17 protein-coding genes are annotated in these 16,651 nt (G+C 53.2%); 7 read left to right on the forward strand and 10 right to left on the reverse strand.

Annotated elements, in window-relative coordinates; genetic code table 11:
* Positions 1 to 81 precede the first annotated feature (81 nt).
* From ahpF to OGV75_RS11445, 5 genes are all read left to right on the forward strand, one after another.
* Positions 82 to 1,647 carry an alkyl hydroperoxide reductase subunit F gene (ahpF, locus tag OGV75_RS11425; protein ID WP_016152210.1) on the forward strand — a complete coding sequence of 522 codons (1,566 nt, stop codon included), beginning with the start codon at positions 82 to 84 and terminating at the stop codon, positions 1,645 to 1,647.
* Between the two features lie 223 nt (positions 1,648 to 1,870).
* A complete protein-coding gene (locus tag OGV75_RS11430) occupies positions 1,871 to 2,425 on the forward strand; it encodes a TorD/DmsD family molecular chaperone (protein ID WP_049269777.1) in 555 nt (184 codons plus the stop codon).
* Positions 2,422 to 4,698, forward strand: coding sequence for a molybdopterin-dependent oxidoreductase (locus tag OGV75_RS11435; RefSeq protein WP_286480684.1), 2,277 nt, complete (start codon positions 2,422 to 2,424; stop codon positions 4,696 to 4,698). The genes OGV75_RS11430 and OGV75_RS11435 overlap by 4 nt, the downstream gene beginning before the upstream one ends.
* Positions 4,695 to 5,252 (forward strand): 4Fe-4S dicluster domain-containing protein, encoded by a 558-nt coding sequence (locus OGV75_RS11440; protein ID WP_047415127.1) that lies wholly within the window; start codon positions 4,695 to 4,697, stop codon positions 5,250 to 5,252. Before OGV75_RS11435 ends, OGV75_RS11440 begins: the two co-directional genes overlap by 4 nt.
* Positions 5,252 to 6,019, forward strand: a complete 768-nt coding sequence (locus tag OGV75_RS11445; RefSeq protein ID WP_286480685.1) for a dimethyl sulfoxide reductase anchor subunit family protein — start codon at positions 5,252 to 5,254, stop codon at positions 6,017 to 6,019. Before OGV75_RS11440 ends, OGV75_RS11445 begins: the two co-directional genes overlap by 1 nt.
* 69 nt (positions 6,020 to 6,088) lie before the next feature.
* Here OGV75_RS11445 and uspG read toward each other — a convergent pair whose 3' ends face one another.
* Positions 6,089 to 6,517, reverse strand: a complete 429-nt coding sequence (gene uspG, locus OGV75_RS11450; protein ID WP_016152215.1) for a universal stress protein UspG — start codon at positions 6,515 to 6,517, stop codon at positions 6,089 to 6,091.
* 187 nt (positions 6,518 to 6,704) lie between these two features.
* Positions 6,705 to 7,115 (reverse strand): nucleoside diphosphate kinase regulator, encoded by a 411-nt coding sequence (gene rnk / locus OGV75_RS11455; protein WP_005120853.1) that lies wholly within the window; start codon positions 7,113 to 7,115, stop codon positions 6,705 to 6,707.
* A gap of 275 nt (positions 7,116 to 7,390) precedes the next feature.
* Between rnk and OGV75_RS11460 the strand changes: the two genes are divergently transcribed.
* Positions 7,391 to 8,221 carry an alpha/beta fold hydrolase gene (locus OGV75_RS11460; RefSeq protein WP_286480686.1) on the forward strand — a complete coding sequence of 277 codons (831 nt, stop codon included), beginning with the start codon at positions 7,391 to 7,393 and terminating at the stop codon, positions 8,219 to 8,221.
* A gap of 96 nt (positions 8,222 to 8,317) precedes the next feature.
* A complete protein-coding gene (locus OGV75_RS11465; RefSeq protein ID WP_016155958.1) occupies positions 8,318 to 8,941 on the forward strand; it encodes a flavin reductase family protein in 624 nt (207 codons plus the stop codon).
* A gap of 41 nt (positions 8,942 to 8,982) precedes the next feature.
* On the opposite strand, the gene rna is transcribed toward OGV75_RS11465, so the two are convergent.
* The 8 genes from rna to citC all read right to left on the reverse strand — a co-directional run bounded on the left by rna (position 8,983) and on the right by citC (position 16,637).
* Positions 8,983 to 9,789 carry a ribonuclease I gene (gene rna / locus OGV75_RS11470; protein WP_115190837.1) on the reverse strand — a complete coding sequence of 269 codons (807 nt, stop codon included), beginning with the start codon at positions 9,787 to 9,789 and terminating at the stop codon, positions 8,983 to 8,985.
* A 110-nt stretch (positions 9,790 to 9,899) separates the two neighbouring features.
* On the reverse strand, positions 9,900 to 11,363 hold the full coding sequence (gene citT / locus OGV75_RS11475) for a citrate/succinate antiporter CitT (protein WP_016152219.1): 1,464 nt from the start codon (positions 11,361 to 11,363) through the stop codon (positions 9,900 to 9,902).
* Between the two features lie 25 nt (positions 11,364 to 11,388).
* Positions 11,389 to 12,294, reverse strand: coding sequence for a triphosphoribosyl-dephospho-CoA synthase CitG (gene citG / locus OGV75_RS11480; RefSeq protein ID WP_137352690.1), 906 nt, complete (start codon positions 12,292 to 12,294; stop codon positions 11,389 to 11,391).
* Positions 12,263 to 12,817 carry a citrate lyase holo-[acyl-carrier protein] synthase gene (gene citX / locus OGV75_RS11485; protein ID WP_200013839.1) on the reverse strand — a complete coding sequence of 185 codons (555 nt, stop codon included), beginning with the start codon at positions 12,815 to 12,817 and terminating at the stop codon, positions 12,263 to 12,265. The genes citG and citX overlap by 32 nt, the downstream gene beginning before the upstream one ends.
* Positions 12,818 to 12,820: 3 nt before the next feature.
* On the reverse strand, positions 12,821 to 14,353 hold the full coding sequence (citF, locus tag OGV75_RS11490) for a citrate lyase subunit alpha (RefSeq protein ID WP_016152222.1): 1,533 nt from the start codon (positions 14,351 to 14,353) through the stop codon (positions 12,821 to 12,823).
* Positions 14,354 to 14,362: 9 nt separating this feature from the next.
* Positions 14,363 to 15,271: an aldolase/citrate lyase family protein gene (locus OGV75_RS11495; RefSeq protein WP_019076252.1), complete on the reverse strand. Its 909-nt coding sequence runs from the start codon at positions 15,269 to 15,271 to the stop codon at positions 14,363 to 14,365.
* Positions 15,268 to 15,564, reverse strand: coding sequence for a citrate lyase acyl carrier protein (gene citD / locus OGV75_RS11500; RefSeq protein ID WP_003831276.1), 297 nt, complete (start codon positions 15,562 to 15,564; stop codon positions 15,268 to 15,270). The genes OGV75_RS11495 and citD overlap by 4 nt, the downstream gene beginning before the upstream one ends.
* Positions 15,561 to 16,637 carry a [citrate (pro-3S)-lyase] ligase gene (citC, locus tag OGV75_RS11505; protein ID WP_016152224.1) on the reverse strand — a complete coding sequence of 359 codons (1,077 nt, stop codon included), beginning with the start codon at positions 16,635 to 16,637 and terminating at the stop codon, positions 15,561 to 15,563. Before citC ends, citD begins: the two co-directional genes overlap by 4 nt.
* Positions 16,638 to 16,651: the final 14 nt, after the last annotated feature.

Raw genomic sequence — 16,651 nt, forward strand, 5'->3', positions numbered from 1 at the left:
TCCAGCACCATGACGCAAGTTGCATTAATGCAGTCCCGCAAAGTCGGCTTGCATGATGATGTTTTCAGAGAGGGAAGAAGAATGCTCGACACAAATATGAAAACCCAGCTCAAGGCTTATCTTGAGAAACTGACCAAACCTGTTGAGCTGATTGCTACGCTGGATGACAGCGCTAAATCGGCAGAAATCAAGGAACTGCTGACTGAAATTGCTGAACTGTCAGAAAAAGTCACCTTTAAAGAAGACAATACTCTGGCGGTACGCAAGCCATCGTTCCTGATCACCAATCCAGGTTCTCACCAGGGGCCGCGCTTTGCCGGTTCTCCGCTGGGCCATGAGTTTACCTCCCTGGTGCTGGCGCTGCTGTGGACCGGTGGTCATCCGTCAAAAGAGGCGCAGGCGTTGCTGGAGCAGATCCGCGATCTCGACGGTGATTTTGAGTTTGAAACCTATTATTCGCTTTCCTGTCATAACTGTCCGGACGTGGTACAGGCGCTGAACCTGATGTCGGTACTGAATCCACGCATCAAGCATACGGCGATTGACGGCGGTACATTCCAGAACGAAATTACCGATCGCAACGTGATGGGCGTTCCGGCGGTGTATATGAACGGCAAAGAGTTCGGTCAGGGGCGTATGACGCTGACTGAGATCGTGGCGAAAGTAGATAGCGGCGCAGAAAAACGTGCGGCACAAGAGCTGAACAAACGTGATGCTTATGACGTGCTGATTGTCGGTTCCGGTCCTGCGGGGGCGGCAGCGGCAGTGTACTCTGCACGTAAAGGTATTCGCACCGGTCTGATGGGCGAACGTTTTGGCGGTCAGGTTCTTGATACCGTTGATATTGAAAACTACATCTCGGTACCGAAAACCGAAGGCCAGAAACTGGCGGGCGCGCTGAAAGCACACGTTGATGACTATGATGTTGATGTGATCGACAGCCAGAGCGCAAGTAAACTGGTTCCGGCGGCGCAGGAAGGCGGTTTGCATCAGATTGAAACGGCATCCGGCGCGGTGCTGAAAGCACGCAGCATTATCATTGCCACCGGTGCGAAATGGCGCAACATGAACGTTCCGGGCGAAGATCAGTATCGCACCAAAGGCGTAACCTACTGCCCGCACTGCGATGGCCCGCTGTTCAAAGGCAAGCGCGTTGCGGTGATTGGTGGCGGCAACTCCGGTGTTGAAGCTGCTATTGACCTGGCAGGCATTGTTGAACATGTGACGCTGCTGGAGTTCGCACCTGAAATGAAGGCTGACCAGGTGCTGCAGAATAAGCTTCGCAGTCTGAAAAACGTCGATATTATTCTGAATGCGCAAACGACAGAAGTGAAAGGCGATGGCAGCAAAGTCACCGGCCTGGAGTATCGCGACCGCGTGAGTGGCGACGTTCACAGTGTGGAACTGGCGGGTATCTTTGTACAGATAGGTCTGCTGCCAAACACCAACTGGCTGGAAGGTGCCGTCGAGCGTAATCGCATGGGTGAAATCATCATCGATGCCAAGTGCGAAACCAGCGTGAAGGGGGTTTTCGCCGCTGGTGACTGCACCACCGTACCGTATAAGCAGATCATCATTGCGACCGGTGAAGGCGCGAAGGCCTCATTGAGTTCGTTTGATTATCTGATTCGCACGACAGTAGCATAAAAAAAGTAAGACACACCTGCAATGCCAAAACCGTCAGCCATCCGCTGGCGGTTTTTTATTTCCACGCTTTCAGATTGTCAATTCTTGAAACAATAAACCGCATAACACATTCATTTAATGAGTCTGATCATTAGTTTCATCAAAGAAAGATGAGGCGTTTTCTTTATTATATCAACCTGCATTACGTTTTCATTTGTTTTATGAATAAATGGTTGGTTAATTCATGGGTGAAATATATGAAACCCTGACGATCTTTGAATCGACAGGGTTATTGTTGCGTGATTTTTTTATTTCTCACGATAGTCACACGCTGAAAGCGGCTTATTCAGCTCTGGAAACACATGCCTCGACGCTTACAGAACAGGAGTGGTTGGACGCGGAGTACGACTTCAATGCGCTATTTGTCGGGCCACAGACGTTAAAGGCTGCGCCGTTCGCTTCGGTTTATCTCGAAGAAGATGCCCTCGTAATGGGTAAATCAACTTTGAGCATTCGGGAATTCATGGCAAATATAGGTTTATCTATAAACCACAAAAATAATATACCGGATGATCATATTTCATATGTATTGGAATTGGCGGTTTTATTATCGGCTAATGCCAGAACATCAGCTAAATACCAGGTCGCCCTCACTCAGTATGTAAGTGAATATATAGCGCTGTGGGTGCCCGAGTATATCGAAAAAATAAATATAAATGCACACACCGCCACGCTGAAAACCGTAGCGGGAAGGTTGTCTTCTTGGCTTGATGAATTAAACACGAGAGTATCAATATGAGTAATGAACCGGGAGTTCTGAACAGACGTTCATTTTTGAAAGGGTTAGTTGCCCTTGGAACCGTGGCTGCCCTGCCTGGGGGGTTGCTGACTTCACGCTGCGCATTGGCGCAACCGCCAATTCCGTTTAACCCTAAAACTTACAAAATTTCTCGCAACGCCTGTCCGCGTAACTGCTATGACACCTGTAGCCTGAAAACCTGGGTGAAGGATGACGTCATCACCTTTGTGGAAGGCGCGCCTGAGTCAACGTTTACGCATGGAACACCCTGTGTAAAAGGTCTGACTTATCCTCGCCGGGTGTATAGCCCGGATCGCATTAAATATCCGATGGTTCAGGATGTTCGCGGCAGCGGTAACTGGCGTCGTATCTCCTGGGACGAAGCAATGCAGCGCATTGCGACCAAGATGCTGGAGATTAAAAAGAAAGACGGCTCAATGCTGGGGCTGGCGCTGTCAAAATACTCAGGCAACCTTGGGGTGATGGGTTATGCCGTTGAAGGGATGATGTCTTCGCTGGGTTACACCACCCGTTTTGCCGGGACACCTTGCTGGCCAGCCGGTATCGACGCCCAGAACTATGATATGGGCGATATGTGGTGTAACGACCCGGAAGATTTTGTTAAAGCAAAATATATCATCATCTGGGGCGCGAATCCGGCCTGGTGCTCTATGCACACTATGAAATACATCTATCAGGCGCGGGAGAAAGGCGCAAAAGTGGTCGTTATCGATCCGCTGTTAACGCAGACCGCCGCGAAAGCCGATCTTTATTTACGTGTTCGCCCAGGCTCAGATGGCGCTCTGGCGCTGGGCATGGCGCGTCACCTGGTGGATAAAGGTTTAGTTGATCAGGATTTCGTCAATAACTATTCCCACGGATACCCGGAATTCGAAGCTTATCTGCGCAGCAGTGTGACCGTCGAGTGGGCCGCTGAAATTTGCGGTCTGTCGGCGGATGTCATTCGCCAGTTAGCGGAAGAGTTTACGGCGGTTAATCCTGCCACCGTGTGGATTGGCTACGGCATGCAGCGCCATGTTAACGGCGGCGCTAACGTACGGGCGATCGATGCCTTTGTGGCAATGACTGGCAATATTGGTATTGAGGGCGGCGGTGCCCGCTACGGTCATCTGCAGACATGGGGTTATAACTACCATGGAATGATGCAGAAGCCCCCTGCAGGTTCTGTCGGAATAAAAGGCGCAGGTGGTCCGGTGGGTGAGTTTGTCAGCGATAGCGGTGAGAAGAGCGAATACTCCGATCGTGCGCTGAATATCAACCAGACGGCGCAAGGGATTCTGGACGCCAGTGAACCACCGGTACGGATGCTGTGGGTGGCCTCTAAAAACCCGTTTGCTCAGGATTTCGACCGCAACAAGATGATCAAAGCGTTTGATAAACTGGAAATGGTGGTTTGTGTCGACCAGTTCTTCAACGAAACCGTCCAACATGCGGATATCGTGCTGCCTGTCACTACCACCTTTGAACAATGGGATGTCTCTTCGTCTTATTGGCACTACTGGTTATCCGTCAACGAGCCGGCTATCAAACCGCTGTATGAGTGCAAGAGCGATCCGGAAATCGCGGCGCTGCTGTCCAAAACCATCAATAAACTGGAACTCGGTTCATGTACCTTCCCGCAGGCGTTTGATGCCAAACGCTGGTTGGATCAGGAATTTAATGAGGGGATGGGGAAACAGTTTGGCATTGCGGGCTGGGATGACCTGCTGGAAGGACCACGCAAAGCAAAAATGGTCAGCACCGCGGCCTGGTACGATCGCAAGTTCAAAACGCCGTCAGGCAAGTACGAGTTCAAATCAGAACGTTGTGCGGAAAATGGTCACACGGCTTTGCCGGAATATAAAGCGGGTGCACAGGGTGCGCTGCCGTTCCACCTGTTTACACCTCATCTTCAGTACGGTCTGCACTCGCAGTTTGTCAATCTGGACTGGATGCAGGTTTTCTGGCCAGAACCCTTTGTTTATATCCACCCGCTTGCTGCACAGAAAAAGGGCATCACTGAGGGTGCTCACGTCAAAGTCTTCAACGAGGTGGGCCATGTTGAGTTGCGAGCCAAAATTACCACTAATGTGCCGGAAGATTTTCTTGTGATGTACGAATCCTGGTTCAACAAGCTTAGTTACAACGTACAGAATGTGGTCAAAGATACGCCCGCCGATATGGGAAAAATGGCGACAGGCGCGCCCGGTGCGGCCATACACAGTCAATTTGTAGATATTACTCTGTCAGGAAATGAAGGAGCTGCGGCATGAGACGCGCGTTTTTAGTCAATAGCGATAAGTGCATCGGCTGCCGTGGCTGTGCGATGGCGTGTAAGAGTTTTAATCAGCTGGAGCCTGAACGTTTCTGGCGCTATGTCTACCCGCTGGATAAAGAAATTTATCCGCATGAGGAGCGAGCGTTCTACTCGCTGGCCTGTAACCATTGCGAAAATCCGGCCTGCCTGGCGGCTTGTCCGGTAGAGGCGTACACCAAACGCGAGGATGGTGTTGTGGTGCATAATCCGGAACGTTGTATCGGATGCAAAAACTGTATCCGCAATTGCCCATACGGTGCGCCGCGCTTTAATGAAGAGACGAAAAAAGCGGAAAAATGCAGCATGTGCTACGAGCGTCTCGATGTCGGTATGCAGCCGGCATGCGTGAGTGCCTGCCCGGTAGGCGCCCTGACGCTTATCGATCTGGATGCCGATCCGATCCCCAACAATGCCGTACAGTATCCGCCGGGATTCCCACGTATGCCGCAGCTTAATCCTGGCACACGTTTTATCCTCGCGCGTCAACCGAAGCAACCGGAGGGCAAGTAATGGAAAAGTATGAATTCCCTCTGGTTATTTTTACCGTATTGAGCCAGATGTCGGTTGGTATAACGCTCATTCTGACGCTGCGCTCGCTGCAAGGGAAACTGGAAAGCAAGCGCCTGTACTGGCTGGTAAGCGGGCTGGTTCTGGCGGCTGCTTCCGTGGCGGCGGTATTGCACCTTGCGCATCCGGATCGCGCCTACAATGCCCTGATTAACCTCCAGCATGCCTGGCTGAGCCGTGAGATTCTCGGCGCAACTTTATACGGCGCGGCGGTGGGCGTGACGTTTTTGGCAAAAGGGCACAAAGCGCCGGCCATTCTGGCCTCTGTTCTCGGGATCGCGCTGGTGGCGGTACAGGGGATGACCTATGCCGCCCCGGCGATGGTGGCGATCGCCAACGGTCTGACGATGCTGCTGTTCTTCATCACGGTGTGGGTTATGGGTTGTGCGGCGATTCCGCTGCTTAACCTCACGCCTGCCGTTGCCGCATTGCGTCAGGGGATTGTCGTTTGTATGGCGGTCATGATTGCCGCGCCCATTATCTGGCTAAGTGGTGGCACCATCATGCAGATGACGGCACATGCCTGGCTGACGTCGCCGCTTTATCTGGCAAGTCTGGTGTGTCTGGCGGTGGCCTTTGTCCTCAGCCGCCAGGGCGAGCGTCGTGCAAAAGCGCTCTTTGTCCTGCTGTTTGTTGGCGTATTCCTGGGTCGTCTGACGTTCTTTGGCGATACGGTTAGTACTATCGTGAATATCGGTCATTTGTACTGATCGTCAGGCAATAAAAACCCCTGTCAGGCGTTAACCTGGCAGGGGTTTTCTTTAGCAAATTAGAGGCTATTAACGTACAACCAGCACTGGCAGAGTAGCGTGGCGAACAACGCTGGAAGCGTTTGAGCCGAGCAGATGAGTGCTGATTGATGGGTTGCGCGATCCAATGACGACCACATCCGCATTCAACTCTTCACCCAACTCGTTGACGACGTCACGTACGCTGCCAAAGCGGACGTGTTGTTTAATACGGGAAGGATCGATGCTGAAGTGACCGACCATCGTTTGCAGACGAGTTTCCGCTTCGTGTTGTAGATGCTCTTCAAAACGACGGACATCGGCTGCAAAGCGGTGCAGGCTTAAGCTTGCTGAGCCTGGCAGCACATGCAGCAGATGAATAACCCCGTTTTCCTGTGCCAGAAATTCTGCATGGCGAATAGCCTTGTCGCTCAGTTCCATTTCGAATACATCAACAGGCATTATGATTGTGTTGTACATAAACATTCTCCTTGTCATTACATGAACACATATCAGCATAGTATTAAAAATGATTCTGTCAGTCACGACACAGATTTATGTTTTGCGAACAGGAGATAAGGTGAGGGTCAGGAGTTGGGGGCTAACCGGAAAGAGGATGCGGATGCATCCCCTGTAAGATAAAGCGAGTGGCTTTGATAAGACAGAGTTAGCGCAGGTAGTCGCCCGCAGCTTCAGGTTGGTACTCAAGCTCAATGACTTCGAGGTGTGTTGAGGTCCCGCCTGGTAGTTCCCAGTGAATGGTGTCGCCAACGCGCAGGCCCAGAAGTGCAGCGCCAACAGGTGCCATTACCGAAAGCTGTGTGCTGCTGTCAGTCATATTGGCCGGATACACCAGGGTACGCACACGGACTTCGCCATCACTCAGATTGCGGAATTTCACGCGGCTGTTCATGGTCACGACATCGTGCGGCATGGTTTCTGGTGAACACATTTGGGCACGATCCAGCTCGGCGTTCAGGGCGTCGGCAATCGGTAAACCAGCAAACGCAGGTTGCTCCAACAGGCGGTCAATGCGTTCCGCATCGAGGTCGTTAATGATGATAGTTGGTCTGGACATTTGTTACTCCATGTCGTCGATACTGCGGGTGCGCAGGTAAATAATCCCAAAAGAAAACCCTCACCGTCAGGCGGCAAGGGTTTAGCTTTTATGATGATACTGAGACTTACCCCTGGTTTGAAGTGATTTAGTTCACATTCAGGCAAATCATCAATATTGTTGCGTATGGTGTGATTTTAGCCGAAAAACGCGATCGTTCTCCAATTTGCATTATGCTTTTTAAGCGCTCGCTGCGGGCGCGTCAAACAACTCAGTGTTCCGCGACAGGAGATCTCATGAGCCAGTACGACAAACTTACCTTGAAAGACGGCAGCTATTTGCATTTTAAAGATTGGGGAAGTGGGCAGCCTATAGTCTTTAGCCATGGCTGGCCGCTGACGGCAGATGCGTTTGAAGATCAGATGCTGTTCCTCGGGTCGAAAGGATTTCGGGTGATCGCCCATGACAGGCGTGGGCATGGGCGTTCAGCCCAACCCTGGGATGGTCACAATATGGATCAGTATGCTGACGATCTGGCTGAACTTACCGCGCATCTCAATCTTAAAGATGCCGTACATGTCGGACACTCTACCGGGGGCGGGGAAGTGGCGAGGTACATTGGTCGCCATGGAATGCAGCGGGTAGCCAAAGCGGTGTTAATCGGCGCGGTGACGCCCATAATGATCAAGACCGACTTTAACCCAAATGGTGTGCCGAAAGAGGTGTTTGATGGCATCCGTGAGGGAGTGATAAACGATCGCGCTGCCTTCTTCTATGAACTGACCGCTGCATTTTATGGCTACAACCGCCCGGGCGTAAATGCGTCGAAAGCCGTTCGTGAAAGCTTTGTTGAACAGGGCTTACAAGGTTCCATCAAAGCGTTGTACGACTGTATTCACGCGTTTTCAGAAACTGACCTGCGTGAGGATCTCAAAAAGATGACTATCCCGACGCTGGTGATCCATGGTGATGACGATCAGATTGTCCCGTTTGAAACCTGCGGAAAGGTTGCGGCGGAAATACTGCCGGACGCGCAGTTGAAGGTGTATGTTGGCGGTTCGCATGGCATTTGCACTACCCATAAACAACAGATCAACGGCGATCTGCTCAACTTTATTCAATCGTAATCTTTAGCGGATTGTTCTACGCTGATCTTCTTTTTCCAGGGAGATGAGCGAAGCATAATTTGTGCTGCGCTGATGTTAACTTCAACAGAGAACGCTATGTATTTCTATCAACCATCACAAGGACACGGTTTACCGCATGACCCGCTGAATGCCATCATTGGACCGCGCCCTATTGGCTGGATTGCATCCCGCGACAGCGACGGTCGGCATAATCTTGCACCGTACAGTTTCTTTAACTGCTTTAATTATCATCCGCCGATTATCGGTTTCGCCAGCAGCGGCTGGAAAGATAGCGTGCAGAATATTATCGACACCGGTGAGTTTGTCTGGAATCTGACGACTCTTGAGCTGGCCAGCGCGATGAACGAAACGTCAGCCAGCTTGCCTCACGGCGAGGATGAGTTTTTTGCCGCCGGGCTTAGCAAAGCAGATAGTCGGATAGTCAGCGTGCCGCGCGTGGCGCAAAGCCCAGTCAATTTTGAGTGTCGCTTATCGCAAAGTCTGCAACTGACCACCGCTGATGGTTCGCCTGTTGAAACCTGGCTGGTGCTGGGAGAAGTGGTGGGCATTCATATTGATGAAACGCTACTGGAAGGCGGCATCTACCAGACGGCGAAAGCAAAACCGGTACTGCGTGCGGGCGGGCCAACGGCGTATTATTCGATCAGTGAAACACACCGCTTTGATTTAGTTCGCCCGGATGCCCGTTCAAAACGCTAACCATATGGACCGACACCAGCTTGCCGCGCCGGTCGTTATTTTCAGTATCCCACTTTGTCGATAATAAACTGTTTACCGCAGTTACCCGGATGCGGTTGCGGTAAGAATGACTGTGCGGATAACGCCTGGTTAATGGTGTCGGCTTTCAGGGACAACTGGATTTCTGTGAGATAGGCCGGATTGCCGTGGCAGCTTAACTTCACGGCTTTGACGTTCTCTCTTCCCCAGCTTTTAGCGACGGCGGCGTCAAATGCGCTGCGGCTGACGGTTTTGCCGTAGTTTTCCGCGAGGAATTTGCCAGCCTCGCTGTTCTTAACCTCATTATTCATCCGTACCATCGTGCCGAAGTATGCGTCGGGATCAAAACCGAAACAGGCGCCATGCTTGGCATATTCGTAACGTTCCAGACAAGATCTCCCGCCGGCACCGGGCATTACGGCACTGAGTTTTGCCGCGCTTTCCAGCGACAGGCCCGTTTCGGGAGCCGCGCATTTACGGCTGGCGCGCGCTTCAGGCAGGTTGGGAATAGGGCGAGTCGCGCAGCCAAAGCGCATCCAGCGGCGGTTGTCTACTCCACGGGCGGCGATGGATTTTGGCAGGCTGGGCCATAAACCGTGAACGGTCAGGAAATCTGCTTTATCCGCGCTCTCTTTTTGCAGACGACATTCGTCGGGCTCTTGACGATTTCTCTCGTGTTGGCTCTGACAAAATCCGGTTTGCCAGGAGAGGGCCAGCACGTAGCTGTCAAAATCAGCGTACTGTTTTGCCTGAAGTTCGTCGGCCTGAGCTACAGAAACTGGGAGCAGAAGTGCTGCCAGCAGCGAAGAATAACGCCATGTTGATGTCATGATGATTTCGGATACTTATATCAATTCTGAATATCATCTATTTAATCATAAAAAATGCCAGTCAGGTTTAGCTGACTGGCATCATTTTCATCAGGCGGGAACCCGAATGATTAGCTCCACATTGCCAGAATCGGCCAGCCGACCAGCAAAAGCATAGAGATGTAGATAACGCCGAAGATAGCACCCAGACGCCAGTAGTCTTTGGACTTCACATAACCGCAGCCGTAAATAATAACGCCAGGGCCAGTTGCATACGGAGTCAGACAGCCCATGATACCGATGGACAGTACCAGCAGGATACACAGGTGTTCCATCGGAACGCCCGGGATGCCTTTACCGACGGCCAGAATAACCGGCAGCATGGTGGCGGTGTGTGCGGAAAGGCTGGCAAACAGGTAGTGAGCAAAATAGAACACCAGCACCAGAACGATCACGGTCGCGTTAGGCGAGAAGCCTTCCAGGTGCGAGCTCATCGTGTTGGCGAACCAGTCGATGAAGCCTGAACGGGTTAAACCATTCGCCATAACGACCAGCGTGGCGAGGTTAACCAGGGTGTTCCATGCGCTGTTATAACGGGTGATGTCTTTCCACGGGACAACGTGCAGCGCCAGCATCAGCGAGACTGCCAGCAGACCCACAGCGGTCGCATCAATCAGTTTACCGCCAAAGACCCACAGACCCAGGCTGAGCAGAACCAGACCGATCAGGGTCAGCTCTTTACGCGTCAGTTTACCCATGGTTTTCAGTTCATCACCAGCCCACGCGGCAACTTCAGCACTGTGAGTAACTTCTGGCTTGTAAAGAACATAGGACAGCCACGGAGCAACGATCAGCAAAATAATACCAACCGGCAGGAAGCTGAGGAACCATTGCAACCAGCTGATTTGAATACCGGCAATTTTATTGACGAATTCCAGACCCAGCACGTTAGGTGCAGCACCGGTAACGAACATAGAGGAGCTCAGGCTGGTACTGATTACCATCATCCACATCAGATATCCGCCGATACGGCGCGCGGACGGATCGTTCGGGAATGATTTAAACAGCGGCGGCAGGTTTTTGATAACCGGGAATACGGTACCACCAGTACGCGCGGTGTTGGACGGTGTAAACGGCGCCAGCAGAATGTCGATGATGACAATCGCGTAGCCCAGCGTCAGGGTGCGCTTACCCATGAATTTTACCAGGAACAGCGCGATACGACGACCCAGACCGGTGACTTCATAGCCCAGCGCGAAGATAAACGCGCCAAACACCAACCACACGGTAGTGCTGGAGAAGCCTGCCAGACCCCACTTCAGCGCTTGCTTACCCGCTTTAAACGCCGGGTCGGCCAGCTCTGAAGCATCAAACAGCAGATAGTTGCTGCCGATGACACAGATCGTTACGGCGATAAAGCTTATCGCTGTTGCCGGGATTGGCTCCAGGATCATCCCAACAATCATTGCCACGAAAACGGCAAAATAGTGCCAGGCTTGCGGGGGCATTCCATCAGGGACAGGGATAAGAAACATGACGCCCATTACGACCAATGGGGCCAGTAATTTCCATATTTTATCTTTTGCTAAAGACATGTGTGTGATTCTCCGGAAAGGATCTTTAATTGTGATAATGATGAACTTGTGAAATCTGAGCTAAGAACCAGGTGACGATCAGCAGATCGGCGCAGCCTCCTGGGCTGAGGTTGCGTTCAATGCACTGTTGGTCGAACTGGCGCAGGTATTCGAGATCGGCAGGGGTGCGAATCCCCCCTTGCTGCAATAGAGTTGTGGCCTGCTGCTGTAGCCAGCGCAGACCGTCTGCGCCGCCACGTGAAGCCACGTTGGTGTCGCCATTGATAGACATCAGCAGCAATAACGTGTCGAGTAGCGCCAGTTCAGGATCGCGGCCCTGAGTCAGCAGTGCGCGGTAGTGCGGCAGGGCATGCTGGATGACTAGCGGGTATCCCGCTTCGGCTTCGCCCCGTGCGCCGGTTAATCCCAGTTGCTGATAAAGACGTTGGCCAGCCGTGAGTTGTTGATTGTTCTGGCGCAGTTCGCGCTCGGTCAGGCCACGGCAAAATGTTGCTGCCGTAGAGCAAAGGGTTTCAGCGGTAACAGTCAGTTGGAGCTGGTGCAGGCGGCCAATGGCGGCACACAGCAGCCCCAGTGAAAAGATGCTCCCTTTATGGGTGTTTACCCCCTCGGTGGCGCGAAACATATCGGCTTCGCAGGCCATACCCAGTGGGCGCAGTCCTTTCAACACATCTTCAGGCGACAGCTGTGCGCTAAACGCCCCATATTCAATAAAACGCGGCAGCCAGGCCTGAATTGCCTCAGCGCTGCGATGAAAATCTTCCAGCGCCATATCTTTATGTGCGCCGTTGTTAATACGATCCACCAGACCCGGTTTGGGCGACAGGTTGACTTCAGTCAACATGGCCCGCCACGCAAGCGTTGCGTAAGCGTCAGGCAGATCCAGAGGAAGGACTGCGTTATTGGTTGATGTTGCGGGAATCGGCATCATGCAGCAGAGCCTCCATCTGAGAGAGTAAGTCGGAAAGCGCGTGGGTTTTACCCCGCGCACATTCGGCAGCGCTTTGCTCGCACAGCAGACAGCGGCGGGCAGGGAGTGCGAAATGACGCCGGGACAGAATTTCCCCTTCAGGGGTCAGGACATCGATGTCCCATAACCGTCCCAGCGGATGTGAATGCTCAAGTTCAATCGTGGCGAGCTTGAGATCGTGGGCCGGGGCCTCAATAGACAAAAGACCTTCCGGACCGCTGGCAGAAACCAGCGCCGTTTGCTCCCTGATAATCCAGGTGGATTTTTCCGCCAGCGCGAGCAGGGCGGTGACGCCGTGATTAAAGATGCAACGGGTTAATGCGCTGTCTTTAATCGGACCCGGTGCGACCACGGTAAACGAGACCAGTGGCGCGTGATGACGCGTCAGCCAGGCATGTTGCCTTGCTTGTCTCTCATCCCGGCTGGCGAGCAGCTCGGGAATCGAAACCGCGTGTTGGGTGGCGTGTTCAGGGAGCAGGCGCATGGCTTATTCCTTCACCTGATGCACAACGTCAATCACCGAGCCATCGCGGTAACGCACAACGGCAATCACGCGGTCGGTGAATTCGATAGCGCGTGGCTGACCGGTGAGCTGCTGTGCACGTTCGCGCAGCCATTCAATGGACACCACTTTCATACCGGCTTCTTTCAGACGTTCAGCCAGTTCCGGACGCGCAGGGTTAACGGCGATACCGTGGTCAGTGACCAGGATGTCTACGCTGGAGCCCGGGGTTACGCAGGTCAGGACGTTATCAACCAGCGTCGGGATGCGTCCGCGAACCAGCGGAGCGACAATGATGGAAAGCGCAGCGGCAACCGCAGTATCGCAGTGACCGCCGGATGCGCCGCGCAGTACGCCGTCAGAACCGGTCAGTACGTTAACGTTGAAGCTGGTATCAACTTCCAGCGCACTCAGCACCACGACGTCCAGACGATCGACGGAGGCGCCTTTTGAGCCCCAGTTGGCATACTGGTTGGCACTGATCTCAATGTGGTTTGGATTGCGGGCCAGCGACTCAGCCGCGTTACGGTCAAAGCTCTGTACGTCCAGCAATTTGCGAATCAGGCCTTTTTCGTGCAGGTCAACGATGGTAGCGGTGATGCCGCCCAGCGCGAAGTCAGCACGGATATCGCGGCTGCGCATCTTGTCTTCCAGGAAACGAGTAACGGCCAGAGAAGCGCCGCCGGTTCCTGTCTGCAGTGAGAAGCCTTCATTGAAGTAACCGGAGTTAGCAATGACGTCTGCCGCGCTACGGGCAATTAACAGTTCACGCGGGTTGGTGGTCATGCGTGTCGCATCAGCACCGATTTTGTCCGCATCGCCGACCTGATCGATCTGTACAATCAGATCCACTTGATCCTGCGTAATGCTGGCCGGGTTATGCGGATAGGTCAGCAGCTGTTCAGTCAGCAGGACAACCTGTTTTGCATTTTCGGCATCGACGCGGGCATAGCCCAGTGAACCACAGCACGCTTTACCGGTATAGCCGTTAGCGTTACCAAACTGGTCACAGGACGGTACGCCGAGGAACGCCACATCAATGCTGAGTTCGCCACTTTGCACCAGGTGTACACGGCCGCCATGGGAGTGGACCTGCACAGGCTCGGCCAGCAGGCCACGCGAGATCTCTTCCGCCAGCGGGCCACGCAGCCCGGAGGTGTAAATACGGCTGACCACGCCCTGACGGATGTGCTCAACCAGCGGAGCATGGCAGTCGCTCAGGGAGCTGGAGGCCAGCGTCAGATTTTTAAAGCCCATTCTGGCGATGGCGTCCATCACCAGGTTAATCGTCAGATCGCCACCGCGAAAAGCGTGGTGGAAAGAGATGGTCATGCCATCCTGTAAACCTGAACGACGAATGGCGTCTTCTAGGTTAGCGCACAGCTTCTTGTCGCGCGGTTTTTGCGCCTGTAATTCTACTTTTGCGGTGCTCTGATAAGCGGAAAGCTCACTTTCTGCATGACGGCTCCAGGTCGCCACGCGATCCTGGCGTTGAGACTGTTCGATTTTCTGCGTCATTTTTTTGCCTTATTCTTCGCGAATGCCGGAAAGTTCTGCACGGGAGATAACCAGAAGGGCGCGCTCGATAACCGGGCTGTCGACCATTTTGCCGTTCAGGGAAACTACGCCACGGCCTTCGCGAGCGGCGGCTTCAGCGGCTTCCACGACCAGGCGCGCGTGAGCCAGCTCTTTGCGTGTCGGCGCGTACAGGTTGTGCAGGAGCTCGATCTGGCGCGGGTTGATGAGCGACTTACCGTCAAAACCCAGTTGCTTGATGTGTGCGGCTTCATGCAGGAAACCCGCTTCGTTGTTGGCATCGGAATAAACGGTGTCGAACGCCTGAATGCCGGCAGAGCGTGCCGCCTGCAAAATAGAGCAGCGGGCAAACAGCAGTTCAGTCCCTTCCGCAGAGCGCTCAGTGCGCAGGTTACGCACATAATCTTCCGCACCCAGTGCAATACCGATCAGGCGCTCGGAAGCGTGGGCAATTTCTACCGCACGGGTAATGCCTAACGGCGATTCGATGGCGGCTAACAGACCGGTACTGCCTGGCTCACGGCCACAGGCTTTCTCGATACGCAGGATTTCGCTTTCGATGTCGATGACATCCTGCGCGGTATCGGTCTTCGGTAAACGCACGATGTCAGCGCCGCCGCGTACCACGGCTTCGAGATCGTTAATGCCCCATTCGGAGTCGAGGGCGTTTACGCGCACGATAGTTTCAACGTCGTGATACAGAGGATGCTGCAGCGCGTGGTACACCATACGGCGAGCAGTATCTTTCTCGCGCAGCGCGACGGAGTCTTCCAGGTCGAACATCAGCGCATCTGCCGGATAGATGAACGAGTTGCTGACCATGGCGGCATTGGCGCCCGGTACGAACAGCATGCTGCGGCGGGTACGGGTTTTACGTTGCTGCAAAGATTCACTAATCACTGGCAATCCTCCCATGGCAGTGCAGGAATACCGCCAGCGCGGGCCAGTAGTGCTTCCAGTCGCGCACGTAAAATGCAGTCCAGTGCGCCTTTATCATCAACATTTAATTGCACGCCGCGTACGTTGTAGCGGGACAGAACGTCCAGAATGGTGGCCCGGATGGCATCACCGAACTGCTTTTCGACGCTACTGTTAACCTGCAGGTCAATATCCTGCGAATCGAGTGGGGCGATGCGAATCATCACATCACCGGACTCGAGTGTGCCTGCGACGGCTGCCTGGTTTATTTTCATTTTTCACCTGTTGCTAATGCGGGGGTATTTTGGCGGACTGCCGCACCCGATGAGGCCCGCTCAACCATGCTTTGCAGATAGTGCAGCGTGGCGTCAGGGACCAGGGATGCGATAGCCGTGAGATCTTTTTTAACCAGCAGCTTGCGCACCCAGGAGGCAGAAATCGGCATCTCCTGGAAGCACAGCCGCTCAATTTCCACCAGTTCAATCGGTGGGGCGGGAAGCGTTGGGGTCTCCAGCCAGTAGCGCATATCGTTGTTGTACTGGGAGGTGACGGTGCAATACGGCTCGGTACCGACGAAGCGGTGCGTGACGCCAAGAGCCGGGGCCAGATACTGGCGGAAGATTTTCAGGTCTATTTCGGTATAGCAGTGGTTAATAACGCTCTGCTCTTTGATGAAGTAGCACGGGAACGTGGCGCGGGAAATGATGTATTCCGAACCGCGATGAACGGTTAAACGTGGAATGTCTTTTGTCCCTTTAAGCACCAGATCCAGTCGGTCTTCATACGGAAAACGCGAGGTATCTTCTTTCACCAAAAACAGATGCAGCCAGTCACATTGCGCGGCTGCTTGTTGGATCAGAAAACGATGTCCGTTGGTGAAGGGGTTGGCGTTCATGACGATACAGCCAATTTTTTTCCCTTCATGGCGCTGTTTCGCCAGTGATTCAGCGTAACGTTTCAGACGTGTAGTGCTGTTTTCCATCAGCACCATAATGCCGGGAACGCTGGTCAGCGTAGAAAAACCGCACTGCTTAAACAGCGACTCGTACTCGGTTTTGGTATAGATGAAGAGGTGCGTACAGTGGCGCTCATAGGCGAGGTTGATTAACTCGGTCGCCAGCGTCAGCGCTAAGCCTTCACCCCTTACGGATTCGCAGATGGCGACGCACTTTATGATATTGCCGGCAATGCCGCCGCAGGCAATCAGGCGGTCATCACGGGTGACGGTGATAAATACTTCGACAGTTGTATCAACGCTCAAATCATTCTCTTTCAGAAATTGCGCGATAGCCGCCATCTTTTTATTTTCTGAGCGTTTAACTTGCGTGAATATATTATTACCGAACATAGTGAATAGAGCCC

The organism is Citrobacter sp. Cb028, from assembly GCF_030336705.1.
Lineage (GTDB): Bacteria > Pseudomonadota > Gammaproteobacteria > Enterobacterales > Enterobacteriaceae > Citrobacter > Citrobacter braakii.

What these genes read in the sequence shown, in the direction of transcription:
- ahpF (WP_016152210.1), top strand. Translation starts at nt 82, where the DNA reads ATGCTCGACACAAATATGAAAACCCAGCTCAAGGCTTATCTTGAGAAA.
- OGV75_RS11430 (WP_049269777.1), top strand. Translation starts at nt 1,871, where the DNA reads ATGGGTGAAATATATGAAACCCTGACGATCTTTGAATCGACAGGGTTA.
- OGV75_RS11435 (WP_286480684.1), top strand. Translation starts at nt 2,422, where the DNA reads ATGAGTAATGAACCGGGAGTTCTGAACAGACGTTCATTTTTGAAAGGG.
- OGV75_RS11440 (WP_047415127.1), top strand. Translation starts at nt 4,695, where the DNA reads ATGAGACGCGCGTTTTTAGTCAATAGCGATAAGTGCATCGGCTGCCGT.
- OGV75_RS11445 (WP_286480685.1), top strand. Translation starts at nt 5,252, where the DNA reads ATGGAAAAGTATGAATTCCCTCTGGTTATTTTTACCGTATTGAGCCAG.
- uspG (WP_016152215.1), bottom strand. Translation starts at nt 6,517, where the DNA reads ATGTACAACACAATCATAATGCCTGTTGATGTATTCGAAATGGAACTG.
- rnk (WP_005120853.1), bottom strand. Translation starts at nt 7,115, where the DNA reads ATGTCCAGACCAACTATCATCATTAACGACCTCGATGCGGAACGCATT.
- OGV75_RS11460 (WP_286480686.1), top strand. Translation starts at nt 7,391, where the DNA reads ATGAGCCAGTACGACAAACTTACCTTGAAAGACGGCAGCTATTTGCAT.
- OGV75_RS11465 (WP_016155958.1), top strand. Translation starts at nt 8,318, where the DNA reads ATGTATTTCTATCAACCATCACAAGGACACGGTTTACCGCATGACCCG.
- rna (WP_115190837.1), bottom strand. Translation starts at nt 9,789, where the DNA reads ATGACATCAACATGGCGTTATTCTTCGCTGCTGGCAGCACTTCTGCTC.
- citT (WP_016152219.1), bottom strand. Translation starts at nt 11,363, where the DNA reads ATGTCTTTAGCAAAAGATAAAATATGGAAATTACTGGCCCCATTGGTC.
- citG (WP_137352690.1), bottom strand. Translation starts at nt 12,294, where the DNA reads ATGATGCCGATTCCCGCAACATCAACCAATAACGCAGTCCTTCCTCTG.
- citX (WP_200013839.1), bottom strand. Translation starts at nt 12,817, where the DNA reads ATGCGCCTGCTCCCTGAACACGCCACCCAACACGCGGTTTCGATTCCC.
- citF (WP_016152222.1), bottom strand. Translation starts at nt 14,353, where the DNA reads ATGACGCAGAAAATCGAACAGTCTCAACGCCAGGATCGCGTGGCGACC.
- citD (WP_003831276.1), bottom strand. Translation starts at nt 15,564, where the DNA reads ATGAAAATAAACCAGGCAGCCGTCGCAGGCACACTCGAGTCCGGTGAT.
- citC (WP_016152224.1), bottom strand. Translation starts at nt 16,637, where the DNA reads ATGTTCGGTAATAATATATTCACGCAAGTTAAACGCTCAGAAAATAAA.